The organism is Streptomyces kanamyceticus (assembly GCF_008704495.1).
Classification (GTDB): Bacteria; Actinomycetota; Actinomycetes; order Streptomycetales; family Streptomycetaceae; genus Streptomyces; species Streptomyces kanamyceticus.
Genome location: NZ_CP023699.1, coordinates 7,119,175 through 7,145,795 on the forward strand (window position 1 = coordinate 7,119,175; position 26,621 = coordinate 7,145,795).

13 protein-coding genes and 1 pseudogene are annotated in these 26,621 nt (G+C 73.7%); 12 read left to right on the top strand and 2 right to left on the bottom strand.

Annotated elements, in window-relative coordinates:
* Positions 1-57: 57 nt before the first annotated feature.
* The 7 genes and pseudogenes from CP970_RS30795 (at position 58) to CP970_RS30825 (ending at position 10,403) form a co-directional block, all read left to right on the top strand.
* Positions 58-1,317, top strand: a complete 1,260-nt coding sequence (locus CP970_RS30795) for a nucleotide disphospho-sugar-binding domain-containing protein (RefSeq protein WP_055550595.1) — start codon at positions 58-60, stop codon at positions 1,315-1,317.
* 149 nt (positions 1,318-1,466) lie between these two features.
* Positions 1,467-3,389, top strand: a complete 1,923-nt coding sequence (locus CP970_RS30800) for a hypothetical protein (RefSeq protein ID WP_150494221.1) — start codon at positions 1,467-1,469, stop codon at positions 3,387-3,389.
* Positions 3,382-5,391 (top strand): TOMM precursor leader peptide-binding protein, encoded by a 2,010-nt coding sequence (locus CP970_RS30805; RefSeq protein ID WP_055550599.1) that lies wholly within the window; start codon positions 3,382-3,384, stop codon positions 5,389-5,391. Before CP970_RS30800 ends, CP970_RS30805 begins: the two co-directional genes overlap by 8 nt.
* A gap of 8 nt (positions 5,392-5,399) precedes the next feature.
* Complete coding sequence (locus CP970_RS30810; RefSeq protein ID WP_150494223.1) at positions 5,400-6,980, top strand: nitroreductase family protein; 1,581 nt, start codon at positions 5,400-5,402, stop codon at positions 6,978-6,980.
* Complete coding sequence (locus tag CP970_RS30815) at positions 6,977-8,599, top strand: SagB family peptide dehydrogenase (RefSeq protein WP_150494225.1); 1,623 nt, start codon at positions 6,977-6,979, stop codon at positions 8,597-8,599. The genes CP970_RS30810 and CP970_RS30815 overlap by 4 nt, the downstream gene beginning before the upstream one ends.
* A 38-nt stretch (positions 8,600-8,637) precedes the next feature.
* Positions 8,638-9,225: pseudogene (locus CP970_RS30820) on the top strand (nitroreductase family protein); the annotation flags it as partial.
* The gene (locus CP970_RS30825; RefSeq protein WP_055555835.1) at positions 9,225-10,403 is read left to right on the top strand and encodes an NAD(P)/FAD-dependent oxidoreductase; all 1,179 of its coding nucleotides are present in this window, start codon (positions 9,225-9,227) and stop codon (positions 10,401-10,403) included. The pseudogene CP970_RS30820 and the gene CP970_RS30825, both read left to right, overlap by 1 nt.
* 20 nt (positions 10,404-10,423) lie before the next feature.
* On the opposite strand, the gene CP970_RS30830 is transcribed toward CP970_RS30825, so the two are convergent.
* Positions 10,424-11,014, bottom strand: coding sequence for a LuxR C-terminal-related transcriptional regulator (locus tag CP970_RS30830; RefSeq protein WP_055555833.1), 591 nt, complete (start codon positions 11,012-11,014; stop codon positions 10,424-10,426).
* Positions 11,015-11,645: 631 nt separating this feature from the next.
* On the opposite strand from CP970_RS30830, the gene CP970_RS30835 reads away from it, so the two are divergent.
* Positions 11,646-12,959 (top strand): cytochrome P450 family protein, encoded by a 1,314-nt coding sequence (locus CP970_RS30835; RefSeq protein WP_055555831.1) that lies wholly within the window; start codon positions 11,646-11,648, stop codon positions 12,957-12,959.
* Positions 12,956-14,026: a methyltransferase gene (locus CP970_RS30840; protein ID WP_055555829.1), complete on the top strand. Its 1,071-nt coding sequence runs from the start codon at positions 12,956-12,958 to the stop codon at positions 14,024-14,026. Before CP970_RS30835 ends, CP970_RS30840 begins: the two co-directional genes overlap by 4 nt.
* On the opposite strand, the gene CP970_RS30845 is transcribed toward CP970_RS30840, so the two are convergent.
* A complete protein-coding gene (locus CP970_RS30845) occupies positions 14,001-14,228 on the bottom strand; it encodes a response regulator transcription factor (protein ID WP_079044019.1) in 228 nt (75 codons plus the stop codon). The genes CP970_RS30840 and CP970_RS30845 overlap by 26 nt on opposite strands.
* 259 nt (positions 14,229-14,487) lie before the next feature.
* On the opposite strand from CP970_RS30845, the gene CP970_RS30850 reads away from it, so the two are divergent.
* From CP970_RS30850 to CP970_RS30860, 3 genes are read left to right on the top strand one after another with little or no spacing between them, the layout of a single operon-like run.
* Positions 14,488-15,795 (top strand): MFS transporter, encoded by a 1,308-nt coding sequence (locus CP970_RS30850; protein WP_079044018.1) that lies wholly within the window; start codon positions 14,488-14,490, stop codon positions 15,793-15,795.
* Positions 15,792-19,061, top strand: a complete 3,270-nt coding sequence (locus CP970_RS30855) for a type I polyketide synthase (RefSeq protein WP_055555827.1) — start codon at positions 15,792-15,794, stop codon at positions 19,059-19,061. The genes CP970_RS30850 and CP970_RS30855 overlap by 4 nt, the downstream gene beginning before the upstream one ends.
* Positions 19,058-26,602, top strand: a complete 7,545-nt coding sequence (locus CP970_RS30860) for a non-ribosomal peptide synthetase (protein ID WP_191094974.1) — start codon at positions 19,058-19,060, stop codon at positions 26,600-26,602. Before CP970_RS30855 ends, CP970_RS30860 begins: the two co-directional genes overlap by 4 nt.
* Positions 26,603-26,621: the final 19 nt, after the last annotated feature.

Sequence of the window (26,621 nt, forward strand, 5' to 3'; positions counted from 1 at the left end):
GGACGGGCACCCCGCCCCACGATCCAGGGGCCGACCGGCCCAGAGAGGAGCGCGTCCATGCGTGTCCTGTTCGTCGTCTTCCCCGCCACCACGCACACCTTCCCCGTCATCCCGCTCGCCTGGGCGCTGCGGAACGCGGGCCACGAGGTGCGCGTCGTCACCCACCCCGACATGACGCGCCCCGTCACGGAGGCCGGACTCGCCGCGGTGCCGCTCGGCCGGGGCGACGAGCTCGACCAGCTCGTGGCGTACAGCGCTGACCCCGCCCTCCTCGGCGGCCTCACGGGGGACCTCGCCGCCGACCCGCAGGACTGCCCGGACTGGGGCGAGAAGTGGTTCGGGCTGACCCGCCTCTTCGCCCGGCTCCGCCCGCTCCTCGAAGACCTCGCGGGGACGGCGGTGCGCTGGCGGCCCGACCTCGTCCTGTGGGACCCGTTCTGTCTGCCCGCCGCCGTCGCGGCCAGGATCAGCGGCGCCGCGCACGCCCGGCTCCTGTGGGGACAGGACACCGTCGCCTGGCTCCGCGGGCGCTCGGTGCGCTACCGCGCGGAGCACGCGGGCACCGCATGGCCCGAGCCGCTCGAAGAGGTCATGCAGCAGCTTCTCGAGCCGTACGGCCTGCCGTACGAGGAGGAGTTGCTCCTCGGCCAGTGGACCATCGACCCGATGCCGCCGGGACTGCGCCCCTCCGTCCCCGCCGACCTGCGCTACGAGAGCATGCGCTGGATCCCGTACGACGGCGGCGCGGTGGTGCCCGACTGGCTGCACGCGCGCCCCTCGCGGCCGCGGGTCTGCCTGACGCTCGGGGACGGTGGCGGGGGCCGACGGCTGTTCCGGGGGAGCGGCGTGCCGGTCTCCGACGTCCTCGCCGCCACCGAGGGCCTCGGTGTCGAACTGGTCGCCGCGCTCACCCCCGACCAGACGGCGGGCGTGGCGGTCCCCGACCACGTACGGGTCGTCGACAGCCTGCCGCTCAGCCAGCTCCTGCCGGAGTGCGCGGCCGTCGTCCACCACGGCGGCTCGGGCACGTTCTCCGCCGCCGCCGCGCTCGGCGTGCCCCAGCTGATCGTGCCGACGTCGTACTGGGGCGAGCGCGCCGTCGCCCGCTACACCACCGAGCGGTACGCCGGACTCACCCTGGAACCGGCCGAGTTCAGCCCGGACGCGCTGCGCGAGGCGCTGGGCAGGCTCGTGTCGGAGCCCCTGTTCCACAACGGCGCGGCCGTGCTGCGCCAGGAACTCGCGGCGCTGCCGGGACCGGCCGATCTCGTGCCCGTCCTGGCCGACCTGACCCGTCGGCACGCGCGGACCTCCTGACCTCAGAGGAGACCGGAACCCCCACTCAGGTCGGAGCCGGGGCCGGAACTCCGTCCGGCGGGCGGACCCGAGAAAGCAGTCCAGGGACGGACGACCGCGGCACCGCCCGCTGGCACGATCACGATCACTGAGAAGAGGAGCGAGCCACCATGCACAGCGATGTCGCGGCCTTGTGCCCCCGGATGAGGGCCGGAGTGTTCTTCACCCCGACCCCCGAGGGCGACGGTGTCCTGCTGACCAACGGCAGCGACGTCGTCACCTTCCAAGGGGCCTCCACCTACACCTGGCTGGAGAAGCTCTCCCCCCATCTGAACGGCGGCCACAGCGTCGGCGACCTCACATCGGGACTGCCGCCCGCCAAGCGCCAGATGGTCGAGCGGCTCGTCGGCGCGCTGCACGAGGCCGGACTCGTCCGCGACGTGGGCGCGGACGAGCCGCACACGCTCTCCGAGGAGGCCGTGTCGGCGTACGCCTCGCAGATCGCGTTCATCGAGGCGTTCCGCACCTCGCCCGCCCGCCGCTTCCAGCGCTACCGCGAGAGCAGGGTGTGCGTGGTCGGCGCGGGCACGGTGTTCACCGCGCTCGTCGAGGCGGTCCTGCTCTCGGGCGCGGCCCGGGTGACGGCACGGCCCGTGACGGACGAACCCGGGGACCGAGCCAGGCTCGAAGCGCTCGCCGCCTCGGCGGGGGACCGCGACCCGGGTCAGCGCCTCACGACCGAGCCCCTAGACGGCACGGACCGCACCGGGCTCGCCCGCGCCGCCGCGGCCGCCGACGTCCTGCTCGCCGTGACGGACTCCGCGCGACCGGCCCTGCTCGCGGCACTCGATGAGGCGTGCGGGGCCGCCGGGACGATGCTGATCACGGCCACGGTCGTCGGCGACGAGGCGTGGATCGGCCCGGTGTGCGCACCGGAGCGGGTGGCGGGAGCGGCGCGCTGGGAGAGCCTGTGGCGACGGGTGGGCACTGGTGACGCCCCCGCCCCCGAGGGCCGCTTCCTCACCGGGCCCGTGCCCGGCATCATCGCCAACCACCTGGCGTTCCGTGCCTTCGAGTACGTCACGGGGGTCGCCGACGACGCGGCGGACACCACGGTCTCGGGCCGGGTCGTCCACCTCGACCTGGAGACCCTGCAGACGGTCACGCATGCTTTGTCCCCGCATCCCGCTGCCGTGGCGTCAGCTTCTAATTCCACAACTCCCGTGTCGGATAAGGCAGTTGACGCGGAAGAGCTCGCCGAACGGGTCGTCGCCGTGACCGACGCCCGGCTCGGTGTGCTCGCGCCGGTGACCGAGGAGCACCTCGACCAGTTCCCGCTGCGCGTCGTACGGCTCGCCGTCGAGGATCCGGGACGTCCGGGCGAGCCCTTCGACGTCTGGGGCGCGGGCACGGACTTCGACGCGGCCAGGGACGCCGCCCTGCGGCACGGCCTCGCGTCGTACGCGGCGCGGGCCACCGCACCCGGGGACGCGCGAGGCGTCGCCCTCGCCGACGGAACGGCCCGGCCGGTGCCGGTCCCGGGCGAGTCGGCCGCCGTCGGCGTCGCCGCCGGGGTCACCTGGGCCGACGCCGTGGAACAGGGCCTGCTCGACCACGTCCAGCACGGCCTCCCGGTCGGCGCCGTGCCGGATTCGGCGCGCCCGCTGGACCTCGCGGACCTTCAACTCACCGAAACCGCACAGCGGTTCCACGGACTGCTCGCCGCGACCGGCGGCGAACTGCGCGCGTACGCGGTGGACGCGCTCGACGGCGCGTTCGTCCGCACGGTCGCCCTGGACGCCGAACTCGTCGCCCACGGCGCGGGGTTCACCGCCGACGAAGCCGTCGAGTCGGCGCTCGGACAGCTGCTCCTGAGCCACCAGGCGGCCGCCGCGGACCAGCCCCAGTACGCCCCGTCGCCCGCGGTGCGCCTGCGGACCGGCGCCCGTGAACCGGGCGAAGGGCGCTACGGACCCCTGGTCGAAGCCCTGCGCGCGCGGGGCAAGGAGCCGGTGGCCGTCCCGCTGGACGGCGCCGCCGCCGTCACCGGCGTACTCCCGCACCTGCTCAAGGTGGTGCTGCTCGATGGCTGAGCACACGCCGCCCCGCCCCACGGTCGCCCTGGTCGGCGACGGGGGCCTCCTGGACGACGCGGTCGCCGCGGTCGCCGCGCGCGTCTTCGACGTCGTACGCCCGGACAGCGCCGCCACCGTTTTGGACGGCTGCGCCGCGGTCCTCGTCGTCGGCGACGCCCCCCGCGCCGACCCCGTCGCCCGGGTCCGCGAGGCGGCCGCGCTCGCCGGGATCCCCTGGCTGCCCGTTACCGCGGCCGCCGACGCCGTGCGGGTCGGGCCGCTCGCGGGGACGCCCGACGGCGGCTGCCCGGACTGCGCCGACTGGCGGCGCAGGCTCGCCCGCGACAAGGCGCGGGAGTACGAGGCGCTGCGCGAGCGGCACGGTTCGGCGCTGACCGAGCGGCCGTCGGCGCTGCGCACCAGGGCCGCCGCGGCCGTGGCCGCCGAGCTCGCCGTCGACCTGCTGACCAGGACCCTCGCGGGCGAACCGCCGCGTCCTGAAAGGGAGTTCGAGGGCCGCAGGCCCGGCGACCGGTTCCTGAGCGTGGACCTCGCGTCCCTCGCGGTCGGCTCGCACCGCTATCTCCCCTACGCGCCGTGCGAGGTGTGCGGCGGCCTGCCGGACGACGCCCCCGATGACGCCGTGGTCGAGCCCGCCGCCAGGCCCAAGCGGGCCCCCGACGTGTTCCGCACGCAGGACGTCCTCGCCCGCGCGGACGAGCTGTACGACCTCTACGTGGACGGCGCCGCGGGCGTCGTGCCGTCCGTCGACGACGAACGGACGGGACCGCTGCCCCGCGCCGTCGCCCCCCTGAGCTCGCTGCGCGGCAACAGCTCCCAGCACGGCTGGGGCCGCACCCTCGACTACCGCTCGTCGCGGATCACCGCCGTCCTGGAGGCCCTTGAGCGCTTCGGCGGCGAGCAGCCGCGCGGGCGCCGCACCGCCGTCACCGCGAGCCGCCGCGCACTGGGCCGACAGGCCGTCGACCCGCGCGAGTTCGGGCTCTACCCGGACGAGCGCCACGACCTGCCCGGCTTCCCCTACGTGCGCTACGACGACGATCTGGTGATGCCCTGGGTCTGGGGGTACTCCTTCGGCCGCGGCGAGCCGGTCCTGGTGCCCGAGCGGTACGCGTACTACGCGGCGCACAGCCACGAGGAGCCGCGCTTCGTCTACGAGATATCCAACGGCTGCGCGCTCGGCGGCTGCCTGGAGGAGGCGATCCTGTGCGGCCTCCTCGAAGTCGCCGAGCGGGACGCCTTCTTGATGACCTGGTACGGCCGCATGCCCATTCCCCGCGTCGACCCGGGCTCGGCGCGCGACCGCCGCATCCCGATGCTCGTCGAGCACCTGCGCCAGCGGACCGGATACGAGATCCAGCTCTACTCCGCCACCCTGGAACAGGGCGTGCCGTGCTTCTGGGCGGTCGGCCTCGACGCCCTCGACGACCCGGGCAGGCCGAAGGCGCTCTGCGCCGGAGGGTCCGGGCTCACCGCGGAGAAGGCCGTCGTCAACGTCCTGCACGAGATGGCGCACCTCCTTGAGCACGCCAAGATCTACGACGCCGACGAGCGCGAGCGCGCGGCCGCGATGGTGCGCGATCCATCGCTGGTCAAGATCATGGGCGACCACTCGGTGCTCTACAGCCACCAGGACGCGTTCGACCGCTTCGACTTCCTTCTCGGCGAGCGCCCCGCCCAGCCGTTCAGCGACTTCGAAGCGGCCTGGAAGTGGCCCGAACACACCGACCTGCGCGACGACCTGGCCGAGCTGGTCCGCCGCTACGCGGACCGGGGCCTCGACGTGATCGTGGTCGACCAGACGACCCCCGAGCACCGCGCGGGCGGCTTCGCCTGCGTCAAGGTGATGGTGCCCGGCACGCTCCCGATGACCTTCGGCCACCGCAACCGCCGCGTCGACGGCATCCCGCGGCTCCTGAACGTGCCCTACGAACTGGGCTACACCGAGCGCCCGTTGACCCCCGCCGACATCAACCCGCACCCGCACCCGTTCCCGTGAGGAGTCCCGTGAGCGGTCCCGCGATGAGTCCCGCGATGACCCTCGCCCGGGACCGGGCGGCGGGTGCGACGCCCGGCGAGCGCTTCTGGCGGCGTTCGCTGTACGACTACGCGGCCATGACCGCCGAGGCGCCGGGCGGCAGGGAGGGCGGTCCCCAGGAACCGGAGCGGTTCCGGCGGTTCGGGGCCCTGCCCCGCTTCCCGCTGCCCGCGCCGCCGGCCGCGCTGGCCCCCTCGGAGCAGGTGCCGAGCGCCGCCTTCCACTCGGCGCTGCTCCACTACACCAACGGCGTGCTCCGCACCGAGTTCGGCCCGACCGCGCGCTGGCCCTACCACCGCGCGACCCCGTCCGCCCGCTGCTTCGCACCCGTCGACATCACGCTGTGGACACCCGGACACGACGGTCTGCCCGCGGGGATCTACGCCCACGACCCGGCGCACCACGCCCTGGTGCGGCTCAGGTCCGGCGACTTCGACGAGGTCGTCGGCGCGGCGCTCGGGGCGCACCTCGACGGCGCCGTCGGCGTGCTGTTCCTGTCCACGGTCTTCTGGCGGACCGCCTTTCGGTACGGCGACTACGCGTACCGCCTGTGCGCGCAGGAGACCGGACTCGTCGCGGGGAACGCGCTCCTCGTCGCCGAAGCGCTGGGCGTGCGGGGGCAGGTGCACCACCAGTTCCTCGACGGGGTCCTGGAACGGCTCATCGGCGTACGCCCGCCGCAGGAGAGCGTCGCCCTCGCCCTGCCCCTGTACGCGCGGGGCGGTTCCTCGCGCCGCAGGTCCGCACCGGTCGCCGAGGCGGAGCTCGCGGTACCCGCGCCCGTCGAACGCCCCGCGCCTTCGCCGGGGCACGGGCTCGAACTCTGCCCCGATCTGGTCGAGTTGGACCGCTCGGCGCGGCTCGCCGACACGGCCGCGTTCGGCGAGCTGCCCGCCCGGGAGGGCGCGGGCGCGGTGCCGTCCGCGCCGCCGGTGGATCTCGCCGCCGTCCTGCGCGACCGCACGTCCGGCAGCCTCGTGTTCCGCGTGGCGGGGCCGCCGGTCCCGGCGGAGACGGTGCGCCGGATCACCGACCGCCTGCCGTACGCGTACGTGTCGGACGCGCGGCCGCACGGCACGCCGTCCCCCGTCCGGGCCCACCTGTGGACCTCCCGCGTCGACGGCATGCGGGCCGGTGTCCACGAGCTGACACCGGACGGGCCCGTGCACCTCGGGGATCTTCCGCTGGAGCGGCTCGGGGTGGCCGCGCCCAACATCGACTACCGGTCCGTGCCCGCGGTGCTCTTCCTCTCGGGCCCGCGCGAGGCCGCCCAACTGGCCTTCGGTGACCGGGGGTTCAGGGTCCTCCACCACGAGGCGGGCGTGCTCGCTCAGCGCGCGTGCGTGCTGGGCGCCGCCGAAGGGCTCGCCGCGCGCATCCACAACGGCTACGACGCGGCCGTCCTGTCCCGCGCCCTCGCCCTGCCCGAGGGGCATGAGCCGCTGTTCCAGATAGCGCTCGGCGCCCCCGGGCCCGACGAACGCTGCCTGCTGCCCGTACCCGGCCAGACCCTCGCGGGTAGCCCGCACCCGGAAGGGGCCCACCAGTGACCGCACCCGCCACGACCGAACCTGCCGTCGGCGCCGCCGCGCTCCGCTTCCTCGGCACCGGACACCTGCCGCCCGACGCGCTGCCCACCGCGGACACGGGCCTGATGCCGCCGCTCTACAAGAGCTACCCGGCCGCCCCGCGCCACCCGCTGACCACGCCGGGCGAGACGCCGGGAGACACCTCGGGGGAGCGGCTCTCCTGGCTGCTGAGGCAGACGGGCGGGCTCACCCGGATGCGGTGGATGAGCGGCATCATGCCGACGGGACTCGCCACCGCGGCCACGGAAGCGGCGCGCGAACGGCGGGTGATCCTCGCGCCGGGACGCCCCGGCGCGGCCTCCGGATCCCGCTATCCCGTCGAGCTGTACGTCGCCCATTCCGCCGTGGACGGCACGGCCGCGGGGCTCTCCCACTACGACCCGGCGCACCACGCGCTGGAGCGGCTCAGGGACGGCGAGGGCCGGGACCTACTGCTCACGCACCTTGCCGAACCACCCTCCGCACGCCCGGAGTTCGTGCTCCTGCTGAGCAGCGTCCTGTGGCGGAACTCCGCGAAGTACGGCTCGTTCGGCTACCGCCTCCAGAGCCTGGACTGCGGCGTCGCGGTGGCTCAGGTAGTGGCGGCCGCCGAGAGCACGGGGCTGACGGCAGAGGTGCATCTGCGGTTCCAGGACCGGGAGTTGGCCCGACAGCTGGGCCTGGACGCACTGGCGGAGAGCGTGTTCGCGGTGGTCACGGTGCGGGGGGCCGGGGGCGGGGCGGGTCAGAAGGCACGGGTGGCGTCACCCGAACCTGAGACGTCGCCCGAGCCTGCGGTGGCACCCACGTCGCCGGTGGCGTCATGGTGGCGGACCGGCATCCCCGCGGAGCGCCCCACGCCCCGGCCGCTGACAGGCATCCCCGCCGTAGAGGACGCGGCCGCGCTGCACGAGGCCATCCTCGACGGGCTTGCGGTCGGCGCCGGGGCAGAGTCGGGACTGAGCCCCGCCGCCTCGGCCATCTCCCTGTCGCCCGTACACCCCGCCGCCCCTGCCGTCGCGGACGCGGCCGTCCGGCCTGCGGTCGGCACCGGGGCAATGCCGGGACCGGGCGCTGCGGCCCCGGGCCTCCCGGTCGCTGCCCCTGCGGTCGCGGACGCGGCTGCGGTGCAGGAGGCCATTCTCGGCGGGCTTGCGGTCGGCGCCGGGGCAGAGTCGGGACTGAGCCCCGCCGCCTCGGCCATCTCCCTGTCGCCCGTACACCCCGCCGCCCCTGCCGTCGCGGACGCGGCCGTCCGGCCTGCAGTCGGCACCGGGGCAATGCCGGGACCGGGCGCTGCGGCCCCGGGCCTCCCGGTCGCTGCCCCTGCGGTCGCGGACGCGGCTGCGGTGCAGGAGGCCATTCTCGGCGGGCTTGCGGTCGGCGCCGGGGCAGAGTCGGGACTGAGCCCCGCCGCCCCGGCCATCTCCCTGTCGCCCGTACACCCCGCCGCCCCTGCCGTCGCGGACGCGGCCGTCCGGCCTGCAGTCGGCGCCGGGGCAATGCCGGGACCGGGCGCTGCGACCGGAGATCCCGCGATTCCCGGCCCCGCCTCCCCGGACCTCCCGACCCCCGCCCCCGCCATCCCCTTGCCCCCGTAGACCCCGCCCCCGCCAGCGGATTCACCCGGCGCCGTACCGTCTACGGCTACCGACCCGCCCCCGTGCCCCCCGAAGTCCTCGCCTCCCTGTTCGCCACCGCCACCGCGCCCGTGCGCTCCGATCTGCCGCCCGCGCCGTCCGGCGGCAGGGATTCGGTGTGGATCGCCGGGGTGGTGCGCGGCGTGCCGGGCGTGCCCACGGGGGCGTACCTCTACGAGCGTGGGGCGCATGCGCTGGTGGCCACCCGGGGGGTCGACGCGGCGCGGGCCGTGCTGTACGCGGCCAAGAGTCCGATGCTGGCCGACGAGTGCCGTACCGCGACCGCGAGCCTGGTGGTCTGCGGTGATCCGCGCGGCGGGATCGTCGCCTACGGCGACCGGTGGTACCGCATGCTCAACATCGCCGCGGGCACGGCCGTGCAGCGCGTCGCCCTCGCCGCGGCCGCCGCGGGGCTCGACAGCCACGTGCACTGCGACTTCGACCTGACGGGCATCGCGGACGCCCTCGCGCTGCCCGCGCCGCTGACGCCGCTCGTCCTGGTGACGGTGGGGCGCGCGGCCCCCGACAGGACCGATCCGCAGCTGCCCCTGCGGGGCACGATCACGAGTGAGAGGGACAGCGACTGATGGAGTCTTACGACGTGGTGGTCGTCGGCGCGCGGAGCGCGGGTGCCGCGACGGCGATGCTGCTTGCCAGGGCGGGCCACCGCGTGCTGCTGCTCGACCGCGCCAGGTTCCCCAGCGACACGCTCTCCACCCAGCACATCCACCGTCCGGGCCTGCGCCTGCTCGACCGGTGGGGTCTGTTGGGGCCGCTGAAGGCCGGGGGGTGCCCGCCGGTGCGGCACATCTCGTACGCGCTGGAGGGCGAGCTCAGACTCGAAGGTCCCGTCCCGGTGGAGGAGGGCATCGACGCCGTGTACGCGCCGCGTCGCTACGTCTTGGACGGGCTGGTCGCCGACGCGGCCCTCGCGTCGGGCGCGGAGTTCAGGGACGGCTGTACGGTCACCGGGGTGCTGACCGGCGATGACGGTCGCGTCACCGGGGTCACCTGCCGCACCGAGGGCGGTGCCACCCAGGAGATCGGGGCCCGCCTGGTGGTCGGCGCCGACGGGATGCGCTCCACGGTGGCCCGGCTCGTGGGGGCCCGCACGGAGCGCGAGGACGCCCCGATGACCTGCGTGTACTACGGCTACTGGGCGGGGCTGCCCGCGCAGTTCGAGGTCCATGAGCGGACGGGCAGACTGATCGGCGTGGTGCCGACGCACGACGAACTCACCCTGGTCGCCGCCTACTTCCCGCAGGCGGAGTTCCCCGACGTACGCAGGGACCCGCACCTCGCGTACGAGGAGGCCCTGCGCAGCACGGCACCGGACCTGGCCGAACGGGCCGCCGGCGCGCACCGTGTGGAGCGGCTGCGCGGCACCGGCAGTCAGTTCAACTTCTTCCGGCAGGCCACGGGGCCCGGCTGGGTGCTCGTGGGCGACGCGGGCTGCCACAAGGACTCGATCACCGGGACCGGCATCAGCGACGCCTTCGAGCAGGCGGCGGCGCTGGCCGACGCGGTGGGGCCGGGGCTGGACCGCGACACGGCGACCCTCGACGCGGCGCTGCGCGGCTACGCGGCGGCCCGCGACCGGTTGATGGAGCCCCGCTACCAGATGGCTCTGGACAGCGCGGGGCTCCAAGTGACCGACGAGAGAAGGGGATTCCTGCGGTGGATCGCGAGCGACCCGGGTTCCACGCGGGCGTTCCTGTCGGTGGCGGTGAGCCATGTCGACGCGGCCCAGTTCTCCCCGGCGTGAACCCGGCCGGGGCGGGTGGGTCAGGCCGCGGGGCAGGCTCGGACGAGCCCCGTCTCGTAGGCGAGGATGACGGCCTGGGCGCGGTCGCGCAGGCCGAGCTTCTGGCAGAGGTGGTAGAGGTGCGACTTGACGGTCGCCTCGCTGAGGGTCAGCTTCTGGGCGATCTCGCAGTTGGAGTGCCCGTTGGCCACCAGGGACAGCACGTCGCGCTCGCGGTGGGTGAGCCTGGCCAGATGCGAGCCCGGCACCACCGTGACGCCGGGCGACCGGCTGACCAGGCGGTTGATGAGGCCCACGGCCGTCGGCGACTTGAGGAGCATGGCGCCCGCGGCGATCTCACGGATGGCGGCGGCGAGCGTGTAGGGGTCGCCGTTCACCGGAAGCACCCCGCGCACACCACCCCGGAGCGCCGAGAGCAGCTCGTCGTGCTCCAGGGAGTCGCAGAGCATCAGGACGCCCGCGCCCAAGGACGCCAACTCCGGGCAGGAGCCGAGCGCTTCGGCCACCGCGATGCCGTCCATGACGAGTGGATCATGGCTGACCACCACCACGTCGGGCCGTTCCGTCCGCAGGGTTCCCGCCACGTCCGCCGCGTCCCAGACCTCCGCCACCACGGAGATGTCGGGCTCTCGCGCAAGGACTCCGATGAGTCCCGCCCGCGCCAGATGGCGCGAGTCGCAAACGGCAATCCGGATACAATTAACAGGAGCTATTTGACGCATAGGCTGTCCCCCGCCTGATTGTTCACAGCTTTCTGGCCGCGCTTTTACGCAGTATTCACCGCCGTTGAACGGCGGATGAAATTGAGGTCTTCGTGGGTGTGGACCCGTCCGAACTCGCCCGAACTCATCCGAACTCAGCTGAACTCAGCCGAACTCGCGTTGACTGGTCTGGACCACGAGAGTGATCAGTACAGTACTCGACTGACCGGGGCTGGTCCAGATTGCTCAACCTCTTTACTGACGGGCAACTCCCGGCGCACTTGTGATCGTTGATCTTCCTGCGCCGAGTGAGTCCCGCCACACATCGGTCGCGCTCACACCGCTGTATCAGCATTCAACTCGCGGCCGCTATTCATTCTTTATCGGACGTCGGCACCGCTCGCCGGGGCGGAGACCGCCCGCCCGTCTCAGCCTCCGGTCGGAGAGGCGATCCGCCGTTCCAGACGGACGACACGGGCCGCGCCCGGTGCGAGGGTGGGCCGGTCGCCCGGGACCAGGAGAGACAGATCAGGAGATGCGGATGCCGGTTCAGTCGCGGTCCGAACCGTTGGCCGGATTCAGCCCCTACGTCCTGCTCACGCGGCCCGAGGAGACGCACCGCGTCATCCGCGCCGAGCCACCCGTCAGGCTCGTCCGCGAGGAGAGCGGCTTCACCTACTTCCTGGTGTCGGGCCACGCCGAGGCGCGCCGGGCGCTGCGCGACCCGCGGCTCTCCAACGACCCGCGCCGCCTCGGCCACGCGTCCGGCGCCGCCGTCGCGTACTCACCGATGGCCAACGACGATCCGCCCGCCCACACCAGGCTGCGCGGACTGGTCTCGCACGGGTTCACCAGGCGCAGGATCGCCGCCCTCGAACCTCGCATCGAGCGCACCGTCGCGGAGCTGCTCGACGCCGTGACGCCCGCCGGACACGCGGACCTGATCGCCGACTTCGCCTTCCCGCTGCCCGTCCTCGTCATCAGCGAACTCCTCGGCATCCCCATCGGCGACCGCGCGGCGTTCCGCACCTGGGCCTCGCGCACCCTCTCCGTGGAGACCGGGCCGCGCACCCGCGACGAGCGTTCGCGCAGGCTGCGGGCGTACTTCGGCGGGCTCGTCGAGGAGAAGCGGGCAGGGGTACGGCACGACGTACCGCCGGACGGACAGCCCGACCTGCTGAGCGCGCTGCTCGTGGCACAGGAGGGCGGCGGACTCAGCGACGAGGAACTCGTGGGCCTCGCCATGCTGGTCCTCGTCGCGGGCCACGAGACCACCACCAACCTCATCGGCAACGGCCTGCTCACGCTCTTCGCCCACCCCGACCAGTTCCGTGAGCTGCGCGAGGAACCGGCGCTGCTGCCCGGCGCGGTCGAGGAACTGCTGCGCTTCGAGGGATCCGCGGGACAGTCCTCGCTGCGGGTCGCCGTCGAGGACGTGGAGCTCGGCGGGACGCTCATCCCCAAGGGGTCCGTGGTGAACGTCGGCCTGTCCCTGGCCAACCGGGACCCGGATGCCTTCGGGGGAGAACAGGGCGGCGGCGCGGGTCCTGACCGCTTCGACATCCGGCGCGCGCCCAACCCCCACCTCGCCTTCGGACACGGCATCCACTTCTGCCTCGGCGCGCCCCTGGCCCGCGCCCTCGCGTCGTGCGCGTTCACGGCGCTCTTCGCGCGGCTGCCCGGACTCGCCCTCGACGTGCCGCCCTCGGAGCTGCGTTGGCGACAGATCAGCATCCTCTGCGGTCTGACGCGCCTGCCGGTGTCGTTCCGTCCAGAAGGCGGCTCCGAAGGCGGCTCCGAAGGCCGTCCCGAAGCCCGTCCCGACACCCGACCCGAAGAAGCGAGCGCAGAATGACCACGGCCCACACGTCCACGCCCACGGAACACCCGACCCCCTTCGACCCCGGCGCCGCCGCGCACCTCTACCGGCTCGCCTTCGGCTTCGTACCCGCGCAGATGATCCACGTCGCGGTGCGCCTGCGCCTGCCCGACCTGCTCGCCGAGCGCACCCGGACCGCGGCCGACCTGGCCGGGGAGGCGGGCGTCCAGGCGCAGGCGCTGCGCCGGGTGCTGCGCGGCCTCGCCTCGCTGGGCGTCGTGACCGAGACCGACGAGGGCGGCTTCCGCCTCGCGCCCGCCGGGCAGCTGCTCCGCGAGGACGTGCCGCACTCGTTGCGGCCCATGCTCCTGCCCTACTTCGACGAGGGCATCTGGGCCGCCTGGGGCGGTCTCCTGGACGCGGTGCGTACGGGACGGCCCTCCATCGAGACGGTGACCGGCGGGTCCGTCTTCGCGTACTTCGAGCAGCACCCGCGGCTGGGGGCGGAGTTCCACGCGGCGATGGCGGTCAGCGCGCAGGCGGAGGCATGGGCGGTCGCGGAGGCGTACGACTTCTCGGGCGTCGCCACCGTCGTGGACGTGGGCGGCGGCGACGGCACCCTGCTGACCGGACTGCTCACCCGGCACCCGCACCTGCGGGGCGTGCTCGCCGACACCGCGCAGGGCGTCGCGGGCGCCGGGGACCGGCTCGCGCGGGCGGGCCTGGGGGAGCGGTGCGACGTCGTGGCGGGCGACTTCTTCGCGTCCGTGCCCGCGGGTGCCGACCGCTATGTGATCAAGAGCGTGCTGCACGACTGGGACGACGACCGCTGCGTGGACCTGCTGCGCAACTGCCGCGATGCGATGAGCGACACCGGACGGATCATGGTCGTGGAGATCGTGGCACCCCCGGTCGTGGACGCGGGCACCGATCCGTTCCTCGCGGTGAGCGACCTCACCCTGATGGTGCTCACGCCCGGCAGGGAGCGCACCGCGGCGGAGTTCGACGAACTCTTCCGGCGCGCCGGGCTCGAACTCGTCGCACGGAGCGAGCCCTTGGGATTCAGCGGCTATCGCATCATCGAGGCCCGCAGTTCTCGGTGAGGCTCAGCCGGATGAGATGCGCCACGGTGGGCGCGGAGCGCTTGTTCCTGATGCGCCGCAGATAGGTGCTCACGGTGTGCACGCTGATGCCCATGCGCCTGGCCACTTGCTTGTGGGAAAGTCCCGCCGCGATATGAGCGAGCACCTGACGTTCCCTGAGGGACAGGGCCGGTGCGGTCTCGGGACGACTGTGTGCTGGCATTTTCCCTCCGTGAGGGACTCTCAACTCTGCTGCGGTCAGGGCCGCGACTTGATCTAACCATGGTCACGAGCAAACACAAAGGAAACCCTGCATCCCGAGGCGTGAGACGGACCTATTGAGCCCTCGCGTAGTTGTCAAGTCACCAATTCGGGGGACTTTAGGTGTGGTTCGGCGCGAGTGAGTGTGAAGACGGTCTCGGCTGACGGCGGCCGTGCACGACCAGTGAGTGGCAGCCCATCAGCGGACCAGGGGGGAACGCTTGCGGCACTTTCGCCTGCTTGTCGTCGGCAACGGCGTCTCGGCGTACGGCAGTTATCTGAACATGGTCGCCCTGAACGTCTTCATCTACGAGGTGACCGACAGCGCGCTCGCCGCGGGGCTCTTCATGGCCGTACGCCTCTTGACGAGTGTCGTGTCCGGCTGGGCCAGCGGTCGCCTGGTCTCCGCGTATGACCGGAAACGGCTGATGGTCGGCGCGGATCTGACCCAGGGCGCCGCCATGGTGGCCCTGCTGGTCGCCCCCGACGGGGCGCGCGCCGGGCTCCTCTACGTCCTGGCCGTCGTGACCGGATTCTGCTCCACCCTGTCGGGCGTCGCCCTGCGCAGCAGCATCCCCGAGATCGTCGGCGGCGAGCTGCGGCTGCGGGCGAACGCGCTGCTCGCGACCGGGCGTTCCCTCGCGATGATCGCGGGATTCGCCTCGGCGGGCGTCCTGGTCGCGCAGTTGGGATACACCGCGGCCATCGCCCTGGACGCCGCCACCTTCGCGGTCTCCGCCAGTGTCCTGTTCTCGCTGCCGATCCGTACGAACGCGGGGCGGCGGGCGAAGGCCGAGTCGGCGGCCGAGAAGGGCACGGGGAGGGACGCGGCGGGGCGGGGACCGAGTACCGGCTCGCTCATGCTGCTGCGCGCCGCCCCCGTGCTCGCCGTCATGCTCGTGGTGCGGGCCGCCGACGGGCTCGGCTCGTCGTCGCACAACGTCGCCCTGCCCGTCTACTCCAGCGGCCTCGACCCGTCCCATCCGGCCACGTTCATCAGCCAGTTCTGGGCGACGTGGGCGATCGGCAACATCGTGGCGCAGCAGGTCTGCAGCCGGTTCGCCGGGCGCGGCACGTGGCAGGGGCCGGGGGAGCGGGCCTTCGCGATCGGTTCGTGCGTCATGTCGGCCGCGTTCATCGTGGTCTTCACCGGGCTGCCCACGGTCCTGGCGATCGTGGCGGCGCTGGTGGCGGGGATGGCCGACGGCCTCACCGAGACCGCGTACGTCACCCGGCTCCAGGCGGCCCCCGACGAGCAGCGCGGGCGGCTCTTCGGCCTCTCCGCCTCCGTCGAGAACACCGGCTTCGGCCTCGGGATGCTGGTCAGCGGCGCGCTCCTGGACCACTACTCGCCGCTGCGCGTCGTGGGTCTGCTGCACGGCGTGGCGATCGTGCTGTGCGCGGGGCTGTTCGTGGTCCTGGTGCGGCAGCGGCGCGGGGGTACGGCCGCGTCCGCGGCAGCCGCGGCGCCTGTGGAAAGCACGGAGACCACTGAGACCTCGGAGACCACGGAGAAGGAGTCCCGATGAGCGACCACCCGCCCGCCCCGCGCGACGCCGTGGCCGTCGTCGGGATGTCCTTCCGGCTGCCCGGCGCCGACACCTCGGAGGAGTACTGGCGCACGATCCACGACGGCGCCGACCGCATTCGCCGCTTCACCGAGGCCGAACTCGCGGCGGCCGGAATCCCCGAAGAGCGCTACCGCGCGGCCGAGTTCGTCGGCGCGAGCGGCGTCCTGGAGGACATCGCGGGCTTCGACGCGGGCTTCTTCGGGATGAGCGCGCAGGAGGCCCGCATCACCGATCCGCAGCACCGGATCTTCCTGGAGTGCGTGCACCACGCCCTGGAGGACGCCGGGTACGCGGGCACCGCCCAGTCGTACGACGGCGGCTGCGAGGTCGGTGTCTACGCCAGCACCGGCTACCACCTCTACTCCCTCCAGACGTACCTCCTCAACAACGTCCTGCGAGGCGGCGTGGAGGACTGGGTCGCGGGACTCCAGGTCACCGTCGGCAACTTCACCGACTTCACCGCCAACCGCGCCGCCTACCGCCTCGGCCTCACCGGACCCGCGGTCAACGTCCAGACGGCGTGCTCCAGTTCGCTCACCGCCGTGCACCTCGCCGCGCGTTCCGTGGCCACCGGGGAGTGTGACATCGCCGTCGCGGGAGCCACCGCCGTACACGTGCCGCAGGTCATCGGCTACGAGTACGTCAAGGGCTCCATCCTCTCCAAGAGCGGCACGCTGCGGCCCTTCGACGCCGACGCGGACGGCACCGTCGGCGGCACGGGCGTCGCCGCCGTCGTCCTCAAGCGCCTCGACAGGGCCGTAGCCGACGGCGACCACATCCACGGCGTGATCCGCGGCTCGGCCGCCAACAACGACGGCGCGGGCAAGCGGACCTTCACCGCGCCGAGCGCCGAGGGCCAGCGGGCGGTCATCCGGCGGGCCCTGGACAGAGCGGGCGTCGACGCGGCCACGGTCGGCTATCTGGAGACGCACGGCACCGGCACCTTCAAGGGCGACCCCATCGAGTTCGACGGCGCCACCGCCGCGTTCCGCCAGGACACCGACGCGACGAACTACTGCGCGCTCGGCTCGGTGAAGGCCAACATCGGTCATCTCGACGTCTGTTCGGGCCTGGCCAGCCTCATCAAGGCACTGCTCGTGCTGCGGCACGGCGTCATCCCGCCGATGGCCAACTTCCGCCGCGCCAACCCCGCGCTCGATCTCGCGGCGAGCCCGTTCCACATCCCCGACGCCGCGCGACCCTGGCCACGGGGCGACGTACCGCGCAGGGCGTGCGTCAGCTCGTTCGGGGTCGGCGGCACCAACGTCCACGTCGTCCTCGAAGAGGCACCCGAGCCCGCCCCGCGCCCCGCCGACGCCCCGCGCCCGCCCGGCGTCCTGCTGGTCGCGGGCCACACCGCCGAGGCCCTCGCCGACAACGCCCGCGCCCTGCGCGACCATCTGCGCGCACACCCCGGCACGCATCCCGCGGACCTCCTGACGACGATGGCCACGGGCCGCGCCCACCGCAGGCACCGCGTCGCGCTGCGGGGCGACACCGTGGGCGCGCTCACCCACGCCCTCGACAGCTGGCTCGCAGGGCCACGCCCCGCCGACGGCGGCACGGACGGCGCCGACACCGGCTTCCTCTGCACCGGACAGGGCAGCCTCCACCGGGGCGCGGCACGCCCGCTCTACGAGCGCTTCCCCGTCGTACGGGAGATCCTGGATGCCTGCGACCGCCAGTACCGCGCGCTGACCGGCGACGGCTCCGGCCTCCTCGACGTGCTGCTCGGCGAGCCCGACCCGCCCGGTACCGATGACGTCCTGCCCACCGAGGTGGCGCAGCCCGCGCTCTTCGCGCTGCAGTGCGCGCTCGTCGGCCTGTGGCGGGCGGCGGGCATCGCGCCGCGCGTGGTGGCGGGGCACAGCGTCGGGGAGTACGCGGCGCTGCACGCGGCGGGGGCGCTCTCCGCCGCGGACGGGCTGCGCCTGACCGTACGGCGCGGGGAGCTGATGCGGCGGCACTGCGCGCCCGGCGCGATGGTCGCCGTCACGCTCGACGAGCACGCCGCGCGCGACCTGGCCGCCGAGGTGCCAGGGGTGACGCTCGCGGTCGTCAACGCGGCCGACAGCCAGGTGCTCGCGGGCCCGGCCGACGCGATGGCCCGCCTGACGGAGCTGCTCGCTTCGCGTGCCGTGCCCGCCAGGGAGCTGCCGGTGCGGCAGGCCTTCCACACCGCCCTGATGGACCCGGTGCTCGACGGGCTGCGCGCGCTCTTCGACGAGGTGCGGCTCCGGCCCTGCGAGGTGCCGTTCGTGAGCGGGCTCGACGGGCGCACCAGGGAGCGGGGCTGGCTGCCGGACGCCGACTACTTCGTACGGCAGGCGCGCGAGCCCGTGCGGTTCGCCGACGTGCTCGCCGAGCTGGGCGCGGCGCACCCCGAGGCGGGCGCGCTGGTCGAGATCGGTCCGCACACCACGCTCAGCGGCCTCGCGCGGCGGGCGCTGCCGGGCGGCACGGCGCTGCCGACCCTGCGGCGCGGCGCCGGGCTCGCCCCGCTCTGGGACGCGGCCGCGGGCCTGTACCGGGCCGGGGCGCCGGTCGACTGGCGCCCCTTCCTGGCCGGGACGGGCCGCAGGATCCCCCTGCCCGGCTACCGATTCCAACACAAGGACTACTGGACAGGACCGGAGAACTTCCTTCCCCGGTCCGCACAACGGGCAAGGGATGGGGCCGAAGTGGGACAGGACGAGGCAGCGGTCGAGCGCGTGCTCCAGCACGTCGTCAAGGTGACCGCGAAGCACCTCAGCTACGACACGAGCGAGATAGCCGAGGACGCTTCGTTCTTCGACCTCGGCGCCGACTCGCTCCAGATGATCGGTGTGCTCCGCGAGCTGGAGGAGGAGCACCGGGTCAAGGTGTCGATGCGGGAGCTCTTCGAGGAGGCGGGCACGGCGCGGGGGCTCGCCGTGATCATCGTGGAGAAGGCGGGGGGCGGCGGGGCGCCCGTCGTGACCGAGCCCGTGGTGCCCGAGCCGGTCGTGCGGGCGCCCGAGCCCGCGCCGGTCGTGCGTGAACCCGAGCCCGCGCCGGTCGTGCGCGAACCCGCTCCGGTCGCCGCGCGGGTTTCCCCGGCTTCCGAGTACCCCGAGTACGCCACCCGCCAGGAAGTCCAGGACCTCGTACGCCAGGTTCACCAGCTCTCTCAGATGCAGCTCCAACTGATGGGCCAGCTCTCGCAGTTGCTCGCTGCCCAGACGGCGGGAAGGGCGGACCGGTGACCGTCTCCGAATCCGTCTCCGCGGCGGTCGACCAGGACCTCGCCGCGATGGCCGACCTCTCGCGACGCATCGCCGAGCAGATGGGCGCACAGGACCAGGACCGGTCACCGGCCGTCCAGGCCCCCGCCCAGCACGGGCCCCGTCTGGAGGTGCCCCGCGCCTCCGGCATGGTCCGCGGCGGCGCCCCCGACTCCCAGCGGACCCACCTCGACGACCTGGTGCGCCGCTACACCGCCAAGACGCCCACCTCGAAGCGGATCGCCCAGCGCTACCGCCGGGTGCTCGCCGACAGCAGGGCGGCGGTCGGCTTCCGCAGCAGTACGAAGGAGATGCTCTACCCCATCGCGGGGCGGCGGGCGCGCGGCTCCTGGCTGGAGGACGTCGACGGCAACCGTTACGTCGACATCACCATGGGCTTCGGCGTACTGCTCTTCGGCCACGAGCCCGCCTTCGTCGCCGACGCGGTCCGCGAGCACCTCTCGCGCGGCATCCAGCTCGGCCCGCGCAACGTGGAGACCGGCGAGGCCGCCGAGCTGCTCGCCGACCTCACCGGCATGGAGCGCGTCGCCTTCGCCAACTCCGGTACGGAGGCGAACTCCGCCGCCATCCGGCTCGCCCGCGCCGCCACCGGACGCTCCCGCATCATCACCTTCGAGGGCGCCTACCACGGCCACAACGACAACGTCCTCGGGCGCTCCCCGCGCACCGGGGGCGAGGGCCTGACCACCGTCCCGATGTCCGCGGGCGTCCCGCACAACGCCGTCGCCGACCTGCTGGTCCTGCCGTACGGCGGTGAGGAGAGCCTCGCCGTCATCGAGCAGCAGGCCGGGGAGATCGCCGCGGTCGTCGTGGAGCCGGTGCAGAGCCGCCACCCCGCGCTGCAGCCAGCCGAGTTCGTGCACCGCCTGCGCGAACTGACCCGGCGGCACGGCATCGTGCTGCTCTTCGACGAGATGCTGACCGGCTTCAGGCCCGCGCCGCGCGGCGCCCAGGAGCTCTACGGCGTCACGCCCGACCTGGCCACGTACGGCAAGCTGCTCGGCGGCGGCTTCCCCATCGGGGCCATCGCGGGCCGCGCCGACATCATGGACGGCATCGACGGCGGCCACTGGAACTACGGTGACGACAGCTATCCGGCGGCCGACACCACGTTCTTCGGCGGCACCTACATCCAGCACCCGGTGTCGATGGTCGCCGCCCGGGCGGTGCTGACCCACCTCAAGGAGCACAGCCCGCGCCTCCAGGAGCGCCTGAACGCACGGACCGACGAACTGGCCCGTACGCTCAACGCCTTCTTCGAGGCCGAGGAATTCGCCCTGAGCATGAGCCACTTCGGCTCGATGTTCCGCTTCGAGCACCGCGCGGACATGGAGCTCCTGTACCACCACCTCATGCTGCGCGGCGTGCACGTGTGGGAGTGGCGCAACTTCTTCCTGTCCACGGAACACACTGACGGGGACGTCGAGTTCATCGTGGACGCTGTGCGGGGGTCCCTGCGGGAGCTGCGTGACGCGGGGTTCTTCCGGGGGGCGCGGAAGAAGGCTGCCCCTGCCTCTGCCTCTGTCCCTGCCTCCAGGCCGGTCTCCGCGCCGGTTGCCCGGACCGCGTCCGTACCGGCTCCCCGAGCCGAGCCCGCGCCGGAGCCGCGTCCCAAGCCCGTGGCCTGGAACGGCGCCGCCGCTTCGGCGCAGGCGAAGCCACGGCCACAGCTTCTCCCGGTGGCACCTCAACCGCCCACCCGCAACCTCGACTTCGGCGTCTACTTCTTCGGCGACTACCCCCAGGACGAGAGCGCGCCACGCCACGGCAAGTACGACCACCTCCTGGAGACCGCCCGGTTCGCCGACCGCAACGGCTTCCGCTCGGTGTGGATCCCCGAGCGGCACTTCCACTCCTTCGGCGGCCTGTTCCCCAACCCGGCCGTGCTGGCCGCCGCGCTCGCCAGGGAGACGGAGCGCATCCGGATCAACGCGGGCTCGGTGGTGCTCCCGCTGCACGACCCGATCCGCGTCGCCGAAGAGTGGTCCATGGTCGACAACCTCTCCGGCGGCCGCATCGGCATCGGCTGCGCGAGCGGGTGGCACGCCAACGACTTCGTGTTCTTCCCCGGGCGCTTCGGCACCCACAAGGAGAAGATGTACGAACAGGTCGAGCAGGTACGGCAGTTGTGGCGCGGTGACCCGGTGCGCCGCACCACCGGAGACGGCGAGGCGGAGCTGAACCTCTTCCCGCGCCCCGTCCAGGACGCACCGCCCATGTACACGGCCGTGGTCGGCAACCCCGCCTCCTACGAACTGGCCGCCCGGCACGACCTGGGCATCGTCACCAACCTCATGACGCAGGGCGTGGAGCAGCTGGGCGAGAACATCGCGCTCTACCGCCGTACGCGCGCCGCACACGGGCTCGACCCCGACGCGGGGCACGTCGCGGTGCTGCTGCACACCTACCTCGCCGACGACCACGCGGCGGCCCGCGCCGAGGCGCGCGATCCGCTGTCGCGCTACATGCGGGCCTCGCTGTCCCTGTTCGGCGGCGTCGCCAACAGCCTGGGCCACCAGGTCGACCTGTCGGCGATGTCCGACGACGACCTGGACGTCGTCTTCCGCCGCGCCTACGACCGGTACTGCGACCAGCGGGCCCTCATCGGCAGCCCGGAGAGCGTGCGGCCCGTCGTCGAAGGGGTGCGTGCCGCGGGCGCGGACGAGGTGGTGGCCCTGGTCGACTTCGGAGTCGCCCCCACGCCGATGCGAGACGGCTTGCGCCGCTTGAACGAACTGCGCCGCACCTGCACGGCAACAACAACGAAGGCCCCAACCCCCACGCCACTCGCCGCCCCCGCCCCCTCCGGCTCCCCCCTCTCCCCGGGCCAGCAGCGCATCTGGTTCCTGGAGCGGATGCTCCCCGGGCGCACCGCGTACAACGAGGTCAAGGCCATCGCGTTGGACGGGGCTCTGGACGTCCCCGCGTTGCGTGCCGCCCTCCGTTCCCTCGCCGCGCGGCACGAGCAGTTGCGGACCGTCTTCCGTGAAGTGGACGGTGCGCCACGGCAGTTCGCGCGGGACGCGGGCGACGTGGACTTCGCGGTGGTCGACGGCACCGGGCCCGGTGACCCCGTCGCCGACCTCCTCAAGGCCGAGAGTGCCCGCCGCTTCGACCTGGCGGGCGGGCCGCTCTTCGTCACGCGACTGGTCACGCTCGGCGCGGCGCGCCACGTCCTCGTCCTGTCCCTGCACCACATCGTGATGGACGCGGTGTCGGCAGGCGTGCTCGCCCGCGACCTGTCCGCCCTCTACCGCGCCGAACTCACGGGCGCACCCGCCGCGGAACTCCCCGCCCTGCCCCGTACCTACGCCGACCACGCCCGCGAGCAGCTCGCCGCGCTCGACGCCGCGAAGGGCGCCGAGGACCTGGCGTACTGGAAGAAGGCTCTCGAGGGCGAGTTGCCCGTCCTCGCCCTGCCCGCCGACCGCCCCCGCCCCGCCGTGCTCTCGTCGAACGGCCGCGCCCTCTTCCGCACCCTCGATCCCGAACTCTCCGAGGGTGTGCGGAAGTTGGGCAAGCGGCGGCGCAGCACCCTCTTCATGACGCTGCTCGCCGCGTACGCCGCCGCCCTGCACCGCGTCACCGGGCAGGACGACCTGGTGATCGGCACCCCGATGTCCGACCGCACCCCCGCGTACGAGGACGTGGTGGGCTTCTTCGTGAACACCCTGGCACTGCGCCTCGACCTCTCCGGCGACCCGGACTTCGGCACGCTCCTCGACCGGGTGCGCGCCGTCGCCCTGGACGCCTACGACCACGCCGACGTGCCCTTCGAGGCGGTCGTCAAGGAGCTGGCGCCCGCACGGGCGATCGACAGGACCCCGGTCTTCCAGACCCTCGCCGAGTTCGAGACGGCGGACCCCTTCGTCTTCGACCTGCCCGACGTCCGCGCCACACCGCTCGACTCGGGCCCCGACAAGGCGCTGACCGACCTCAGCGTGTACTTCACCGACGGCGCGGACGGCATCCGCTGCCACCTGGAGTACTGCACCGACCTCTTCGGCGAGGCCACCGTCGACGCGCTCTTCGGGACGTTCCGCGACGTGCTCGCCGCCGCCGTGCGCGACATCGGTACGCCCGTCGCGGCACCGGCGCCGGAACCCGTCGTGCCCGAGGCGTGGCGCACGGGCCCGGTCAGGCCGCGCACGCGCGGCACCGTCGACGTCCTGACCGCCCGCTGGGCCGAGGCCGCCCCGCACCGCACCGCCGTCCGCAGCGGTGAAGTGGAGCTCACCTACCGGGAGTTGAACGAGCGGGCCGAGCGGCTCGCGGACGTCCTGCGGGAGGAGGGCGGCGGCGCCGACGTCCCCGTCGCGCTGTGGCTGCCGCGCCACGCCGACCTGGTCGTCGCCATGCTCGCCACCCTCAAGTCGGGCCACGGCTATGTGCCGTTGGACCCCGCCATCGGCCGGGCCAGGGGAGCGGCCGTGCTCGCCGAGTGCGGGGCGCGGGTCCTGGTGACCGGCGGCGGCCGCGGCGACGTGCCCGCGCTGCCCGCCGGGGCCAAGGCCGTCGACGTCCACGCGACACCGCTCCGTACGGAAGGGGCGAGCCCGCGACCCGCGCCGGAGCGGGACCCCGAGTCCCTCTGTCTCGCGATCTACACCTCGGGCAGCACCGGCGTCCCCAAGGGCGTCGCCCTGCCCCACCGCGCCATCACCGACCTGTGCCAATGGCACCACGAACGCTTCGGGTTCAGCGCGCAGGACCGTGCCGCCGCCGTGTGCAGCCAGAGCTTCGACGCCGCCGTCCTGGAGATCTGGCCCGCGCTGACCGCGGGCGCCACGGTCGTCATCGCCGACGACGCGGTCCGCAGGGACCCGGCCTTGCTGGCCCGCTGGTACGCCGAGCAGCGGATCACCTTCACCATCCTGCCGACCGCGCTCGGCGAGGCGGTCCTCGCCCTCCCCGACGACCAACAGCCGCCGCTGCGCCACCTGTTGCTCGGCGGCGACGTCCTGCGCACCCGGCCGCGCCGCACCGCCCCGTACGAGACCGTCAACGTCTACGGGCCCACCGAGGTGACCGTCCTGTGCACCACGCAGACGGTCACGCCTCTGGCGCCCGGCGCGGACGACCCGGCCCCGATCCCGATCGGCGGGCCCGTCGACAACGTCACGCTGCGGGTGCTCGACGCCGACGCCCGCGAGGTCCCCGCGGGGGAGCCGGGGGAGCTGTACGTCGGCGGTCCCGGCGTGGCCACGGGGTACCTCGGCCGCCCGGACCTGACCGGGGAGCGCTTCGTACGCGATCCCCTCGATCCGGCGGGCGGGCGCCTGTACCGCACCGGTGACCTGGTGCGACGGCTCGACGACGGTGCCCTGGAGTTCCTGGGCAGGGCCGACGACCAGGTCAAGATCCGCGGCTACCGGGTCGAGCCCGAGGAGGCGTCGCGCGCGCTCAACAGCCTTGCCGGGGTGGCGGACGCGGTCGTCCTGCCCCGCCGCGACCGGCGCGGCGACGCGCACCTCGCGGCGTACGTCGTGCCCGCGACCCCCGCCACCGGACGCGAGCGCGAACTCGCCGAGCGGCTGACGGCGGAACTGTCCCTGCGGCTGCCCGACTACCTGGTCCCGCACGCCTGGTCGGTCCTGCCCCGGCTCCCGCTCTCCGGCAACGGAAAGCTGGACAGGGCGGCCCTGCCGGAACCGGCCCTGGTCACCGCGACGGCGGCCGCGCCGTCCGAGCGCACGGAACCGGCGACGGCGGCCGGGGCGGCGGACGTCGAGGAACGCCTCGCGCGGCTGTGGGCCGACGAGTTCGGCGTGGCCCCCGCGTCGATCGCCCCCGACGCCTCCTTCTTCGACCTCGGCGGCCACTCCATCACGGCGATCCGCCTTGCCAACAGCGTGCGGGAGGAGTTCGGCACGGAGTACCCGATCGCCCGCTTCTACGAACAGCCCACGTTGGGCGCGATGGCGGCGTTCTTGGGCGGGGGCGACGAAGGCACGGCCGGTGGGGCAGATGGGGCGATGGGTGACGTGATCCGCGAGGCGTCCGGCGACGCGCCCCGTGAGGGGTCCGGGGACGTGACTCATGAGGCGACGGCTGACGTGCCCCGTGAGGCGTCCGGTGGCGTGTCCCGTGGGGGGTCCGGCGACGTGCCCCGTGAGGCGTCCGGTGGCGTGTCCCGTGAGGTGACGGGTGATGTGACCCGTGGGGGGTCCGGCGACGTGCCCCGTGAGGCGACCGCCGTCGCCGACGTACTCGGCCGCGCCCCCCTCACCGCCCAGCAGCGCGCCTTCATCGACCGCCACCGCACCCACCCCCGCCCGCAGATCTACAACGTGGCGATGCGGCTCACTCTCAACGGCGACCTCGACGTACCGGCCCTGCGCATCGCGCTGAGTCAACTCGTCGCCCGTCACGAGGCGTTGCGCACGCGCTTCGTCGAGGACGGCGGCGAGTGGTGGCAGGAGGCGCTGCGGCCGAGGCCCGTCGAACTGCCCGAAGACGACCTCCTCGCCCGCTGCGGGGCCGCCGACGAGGCCCTGGAGGAGGCGGAGCGCATCGGCGCGGAGACCGCGGCCGCGCCCTTCGACATCGAGGCCGAACTCGCCCCGGTGTTCCGCCTGTTGCGCACCGGGCCCGACCGCAGGGTGCTGCTCTTCGTGCTGCACCACGCCGCGTGCGACGGCTGGTCGGTCAGCATCCTGCTGCGCGAGCTCGCGGCGCTGTACCGGGCCGCCGTCACCGGTGCGCCGCACGGCCTCGCGGAGAGCGTGCCGCAGCCCGGCGAGTACGCGCGCTGGCAGCGCGAACAGTCCCGTACGCAGGACAAGGGCCGACTCGTCGACCACTGGGCCAAGGAACTGGCGGGCGCTCCCTTCGCGTTGCCGCTGCCGCTCGACAGGCCGCGCCCCGACGAGCTGAGCGGCGCGGGCGACGTCGTCCTCTTCACCGTCCCCGCGGCGGTCCGCGCCGACGTCGAGGCGCTCGCGCGCAGGCACCGCACGACGCCCTTCGTGGTGACGGCCGCGGCGTTCGCGCGTCTGGTCGGCGAGGTGTCGGGGGAGGGCGACACGGTGCTCGGCATCTCCTACGCCAACCGCGAGCGACGCGAGTTCGAGGCGCTCGCCGCCTGCACGGTCTCCTCGTTCACGCTGCGGGTGCGCGGCGGCGAAGGTGCCTTCGGCCCGCTCGTCGACCAGGTGGCGCGCAGCGCCGTCGCGGCGATCGACCACGCGGCCCCGATCCGCGCCGTGGCGGCCGAACTGAGCGCCGCGCTCGGCAGGGACGTCCCCGACCGGCTGCCGCTCGGCTTCCAGTACCAGAGCTCGCTGGAGACGGAGGTCGATCTGCCGGGGGTGACCACGGCGGTGGAGGACCTCGCGGTCTCGGGCGCCCGTTCGGAGTTCAACTTCGGTCTGATTCCGACGGGGGACGTGCTCTCCGGCTACCTGGAGTACTCCAGCGACCTGTGGGACCGGGCGACGGTCGAGGCGTGGACCGCCGCGTACGTCGAGCTGCTGGCGAAGGAGGTGGCGGCCGCGCTGTGAGGCGGTCGCGCCGTGCCGC

What these genes read in the sequence shown, in the direction of transcription:
- CP970_RS30795 (WP_055550595.1), top strand. Translation starts at nt 58, where the DNA reads ATGCGTGTCCTGTTCGTCGTCTTCCCCGCCACCACGCACACCTTCCCC.
- CP970_RS30800 (WP_150494221.1), top strand. Translation starts at nt 1,467, where the DNA reads ATGCACAGCGATGTCGCGGCCTTGTGCCCCCGGATGAGGGCCGGAGTG.
- CP970_RS30805 (WP_055550599.1), top strand. Translation starts at nt 3,382, where the DNA reads ATGGCTGAGCACACGCCGCCCCGCCCCACGGTCGCCCTGGTCGGCGAC.
- CP970_RS30825 (WP_055555835.1), top strand. Translation starts at nt 9,225, where the DNA reads ATGGAGTCTTACGACGTGGTGGTCGTCGGCGCGCGGAGCGCGGGTGCC.
- CP970_RS30835 (WP_055555831.1), top strand. Translation starts at nt 11,646, where the DNA reads ATGCCGGTTCAGTCGCGGTCCGAACCGTTGGCCGGATTCAGCCCCTAC.
- CP970_RS30840 (WP_055555829.1), top strand. Translation starts at nt 12,956, where the DNA reads ATGACCACGGCCCACACGTCCACGCCCACGGAACACCCGACCCCCTTC.
- CP970_RS30845 (WP_079044019.1), bottom strand. Translation starts at nt 14,228, where the DNA reads ATGCCAGCACACAGTCGTCCCGAGACCGCACCGGCCCTGTCCCTCAGG.
- CP970_RS30855 (WP_055555827.1), top strand. Translation starts at nt 15,792, where the DNA reads ATGAGCGACCACCCGCCCGCCCCGCGCGACGCCGTGGCCGTCGTCGGG.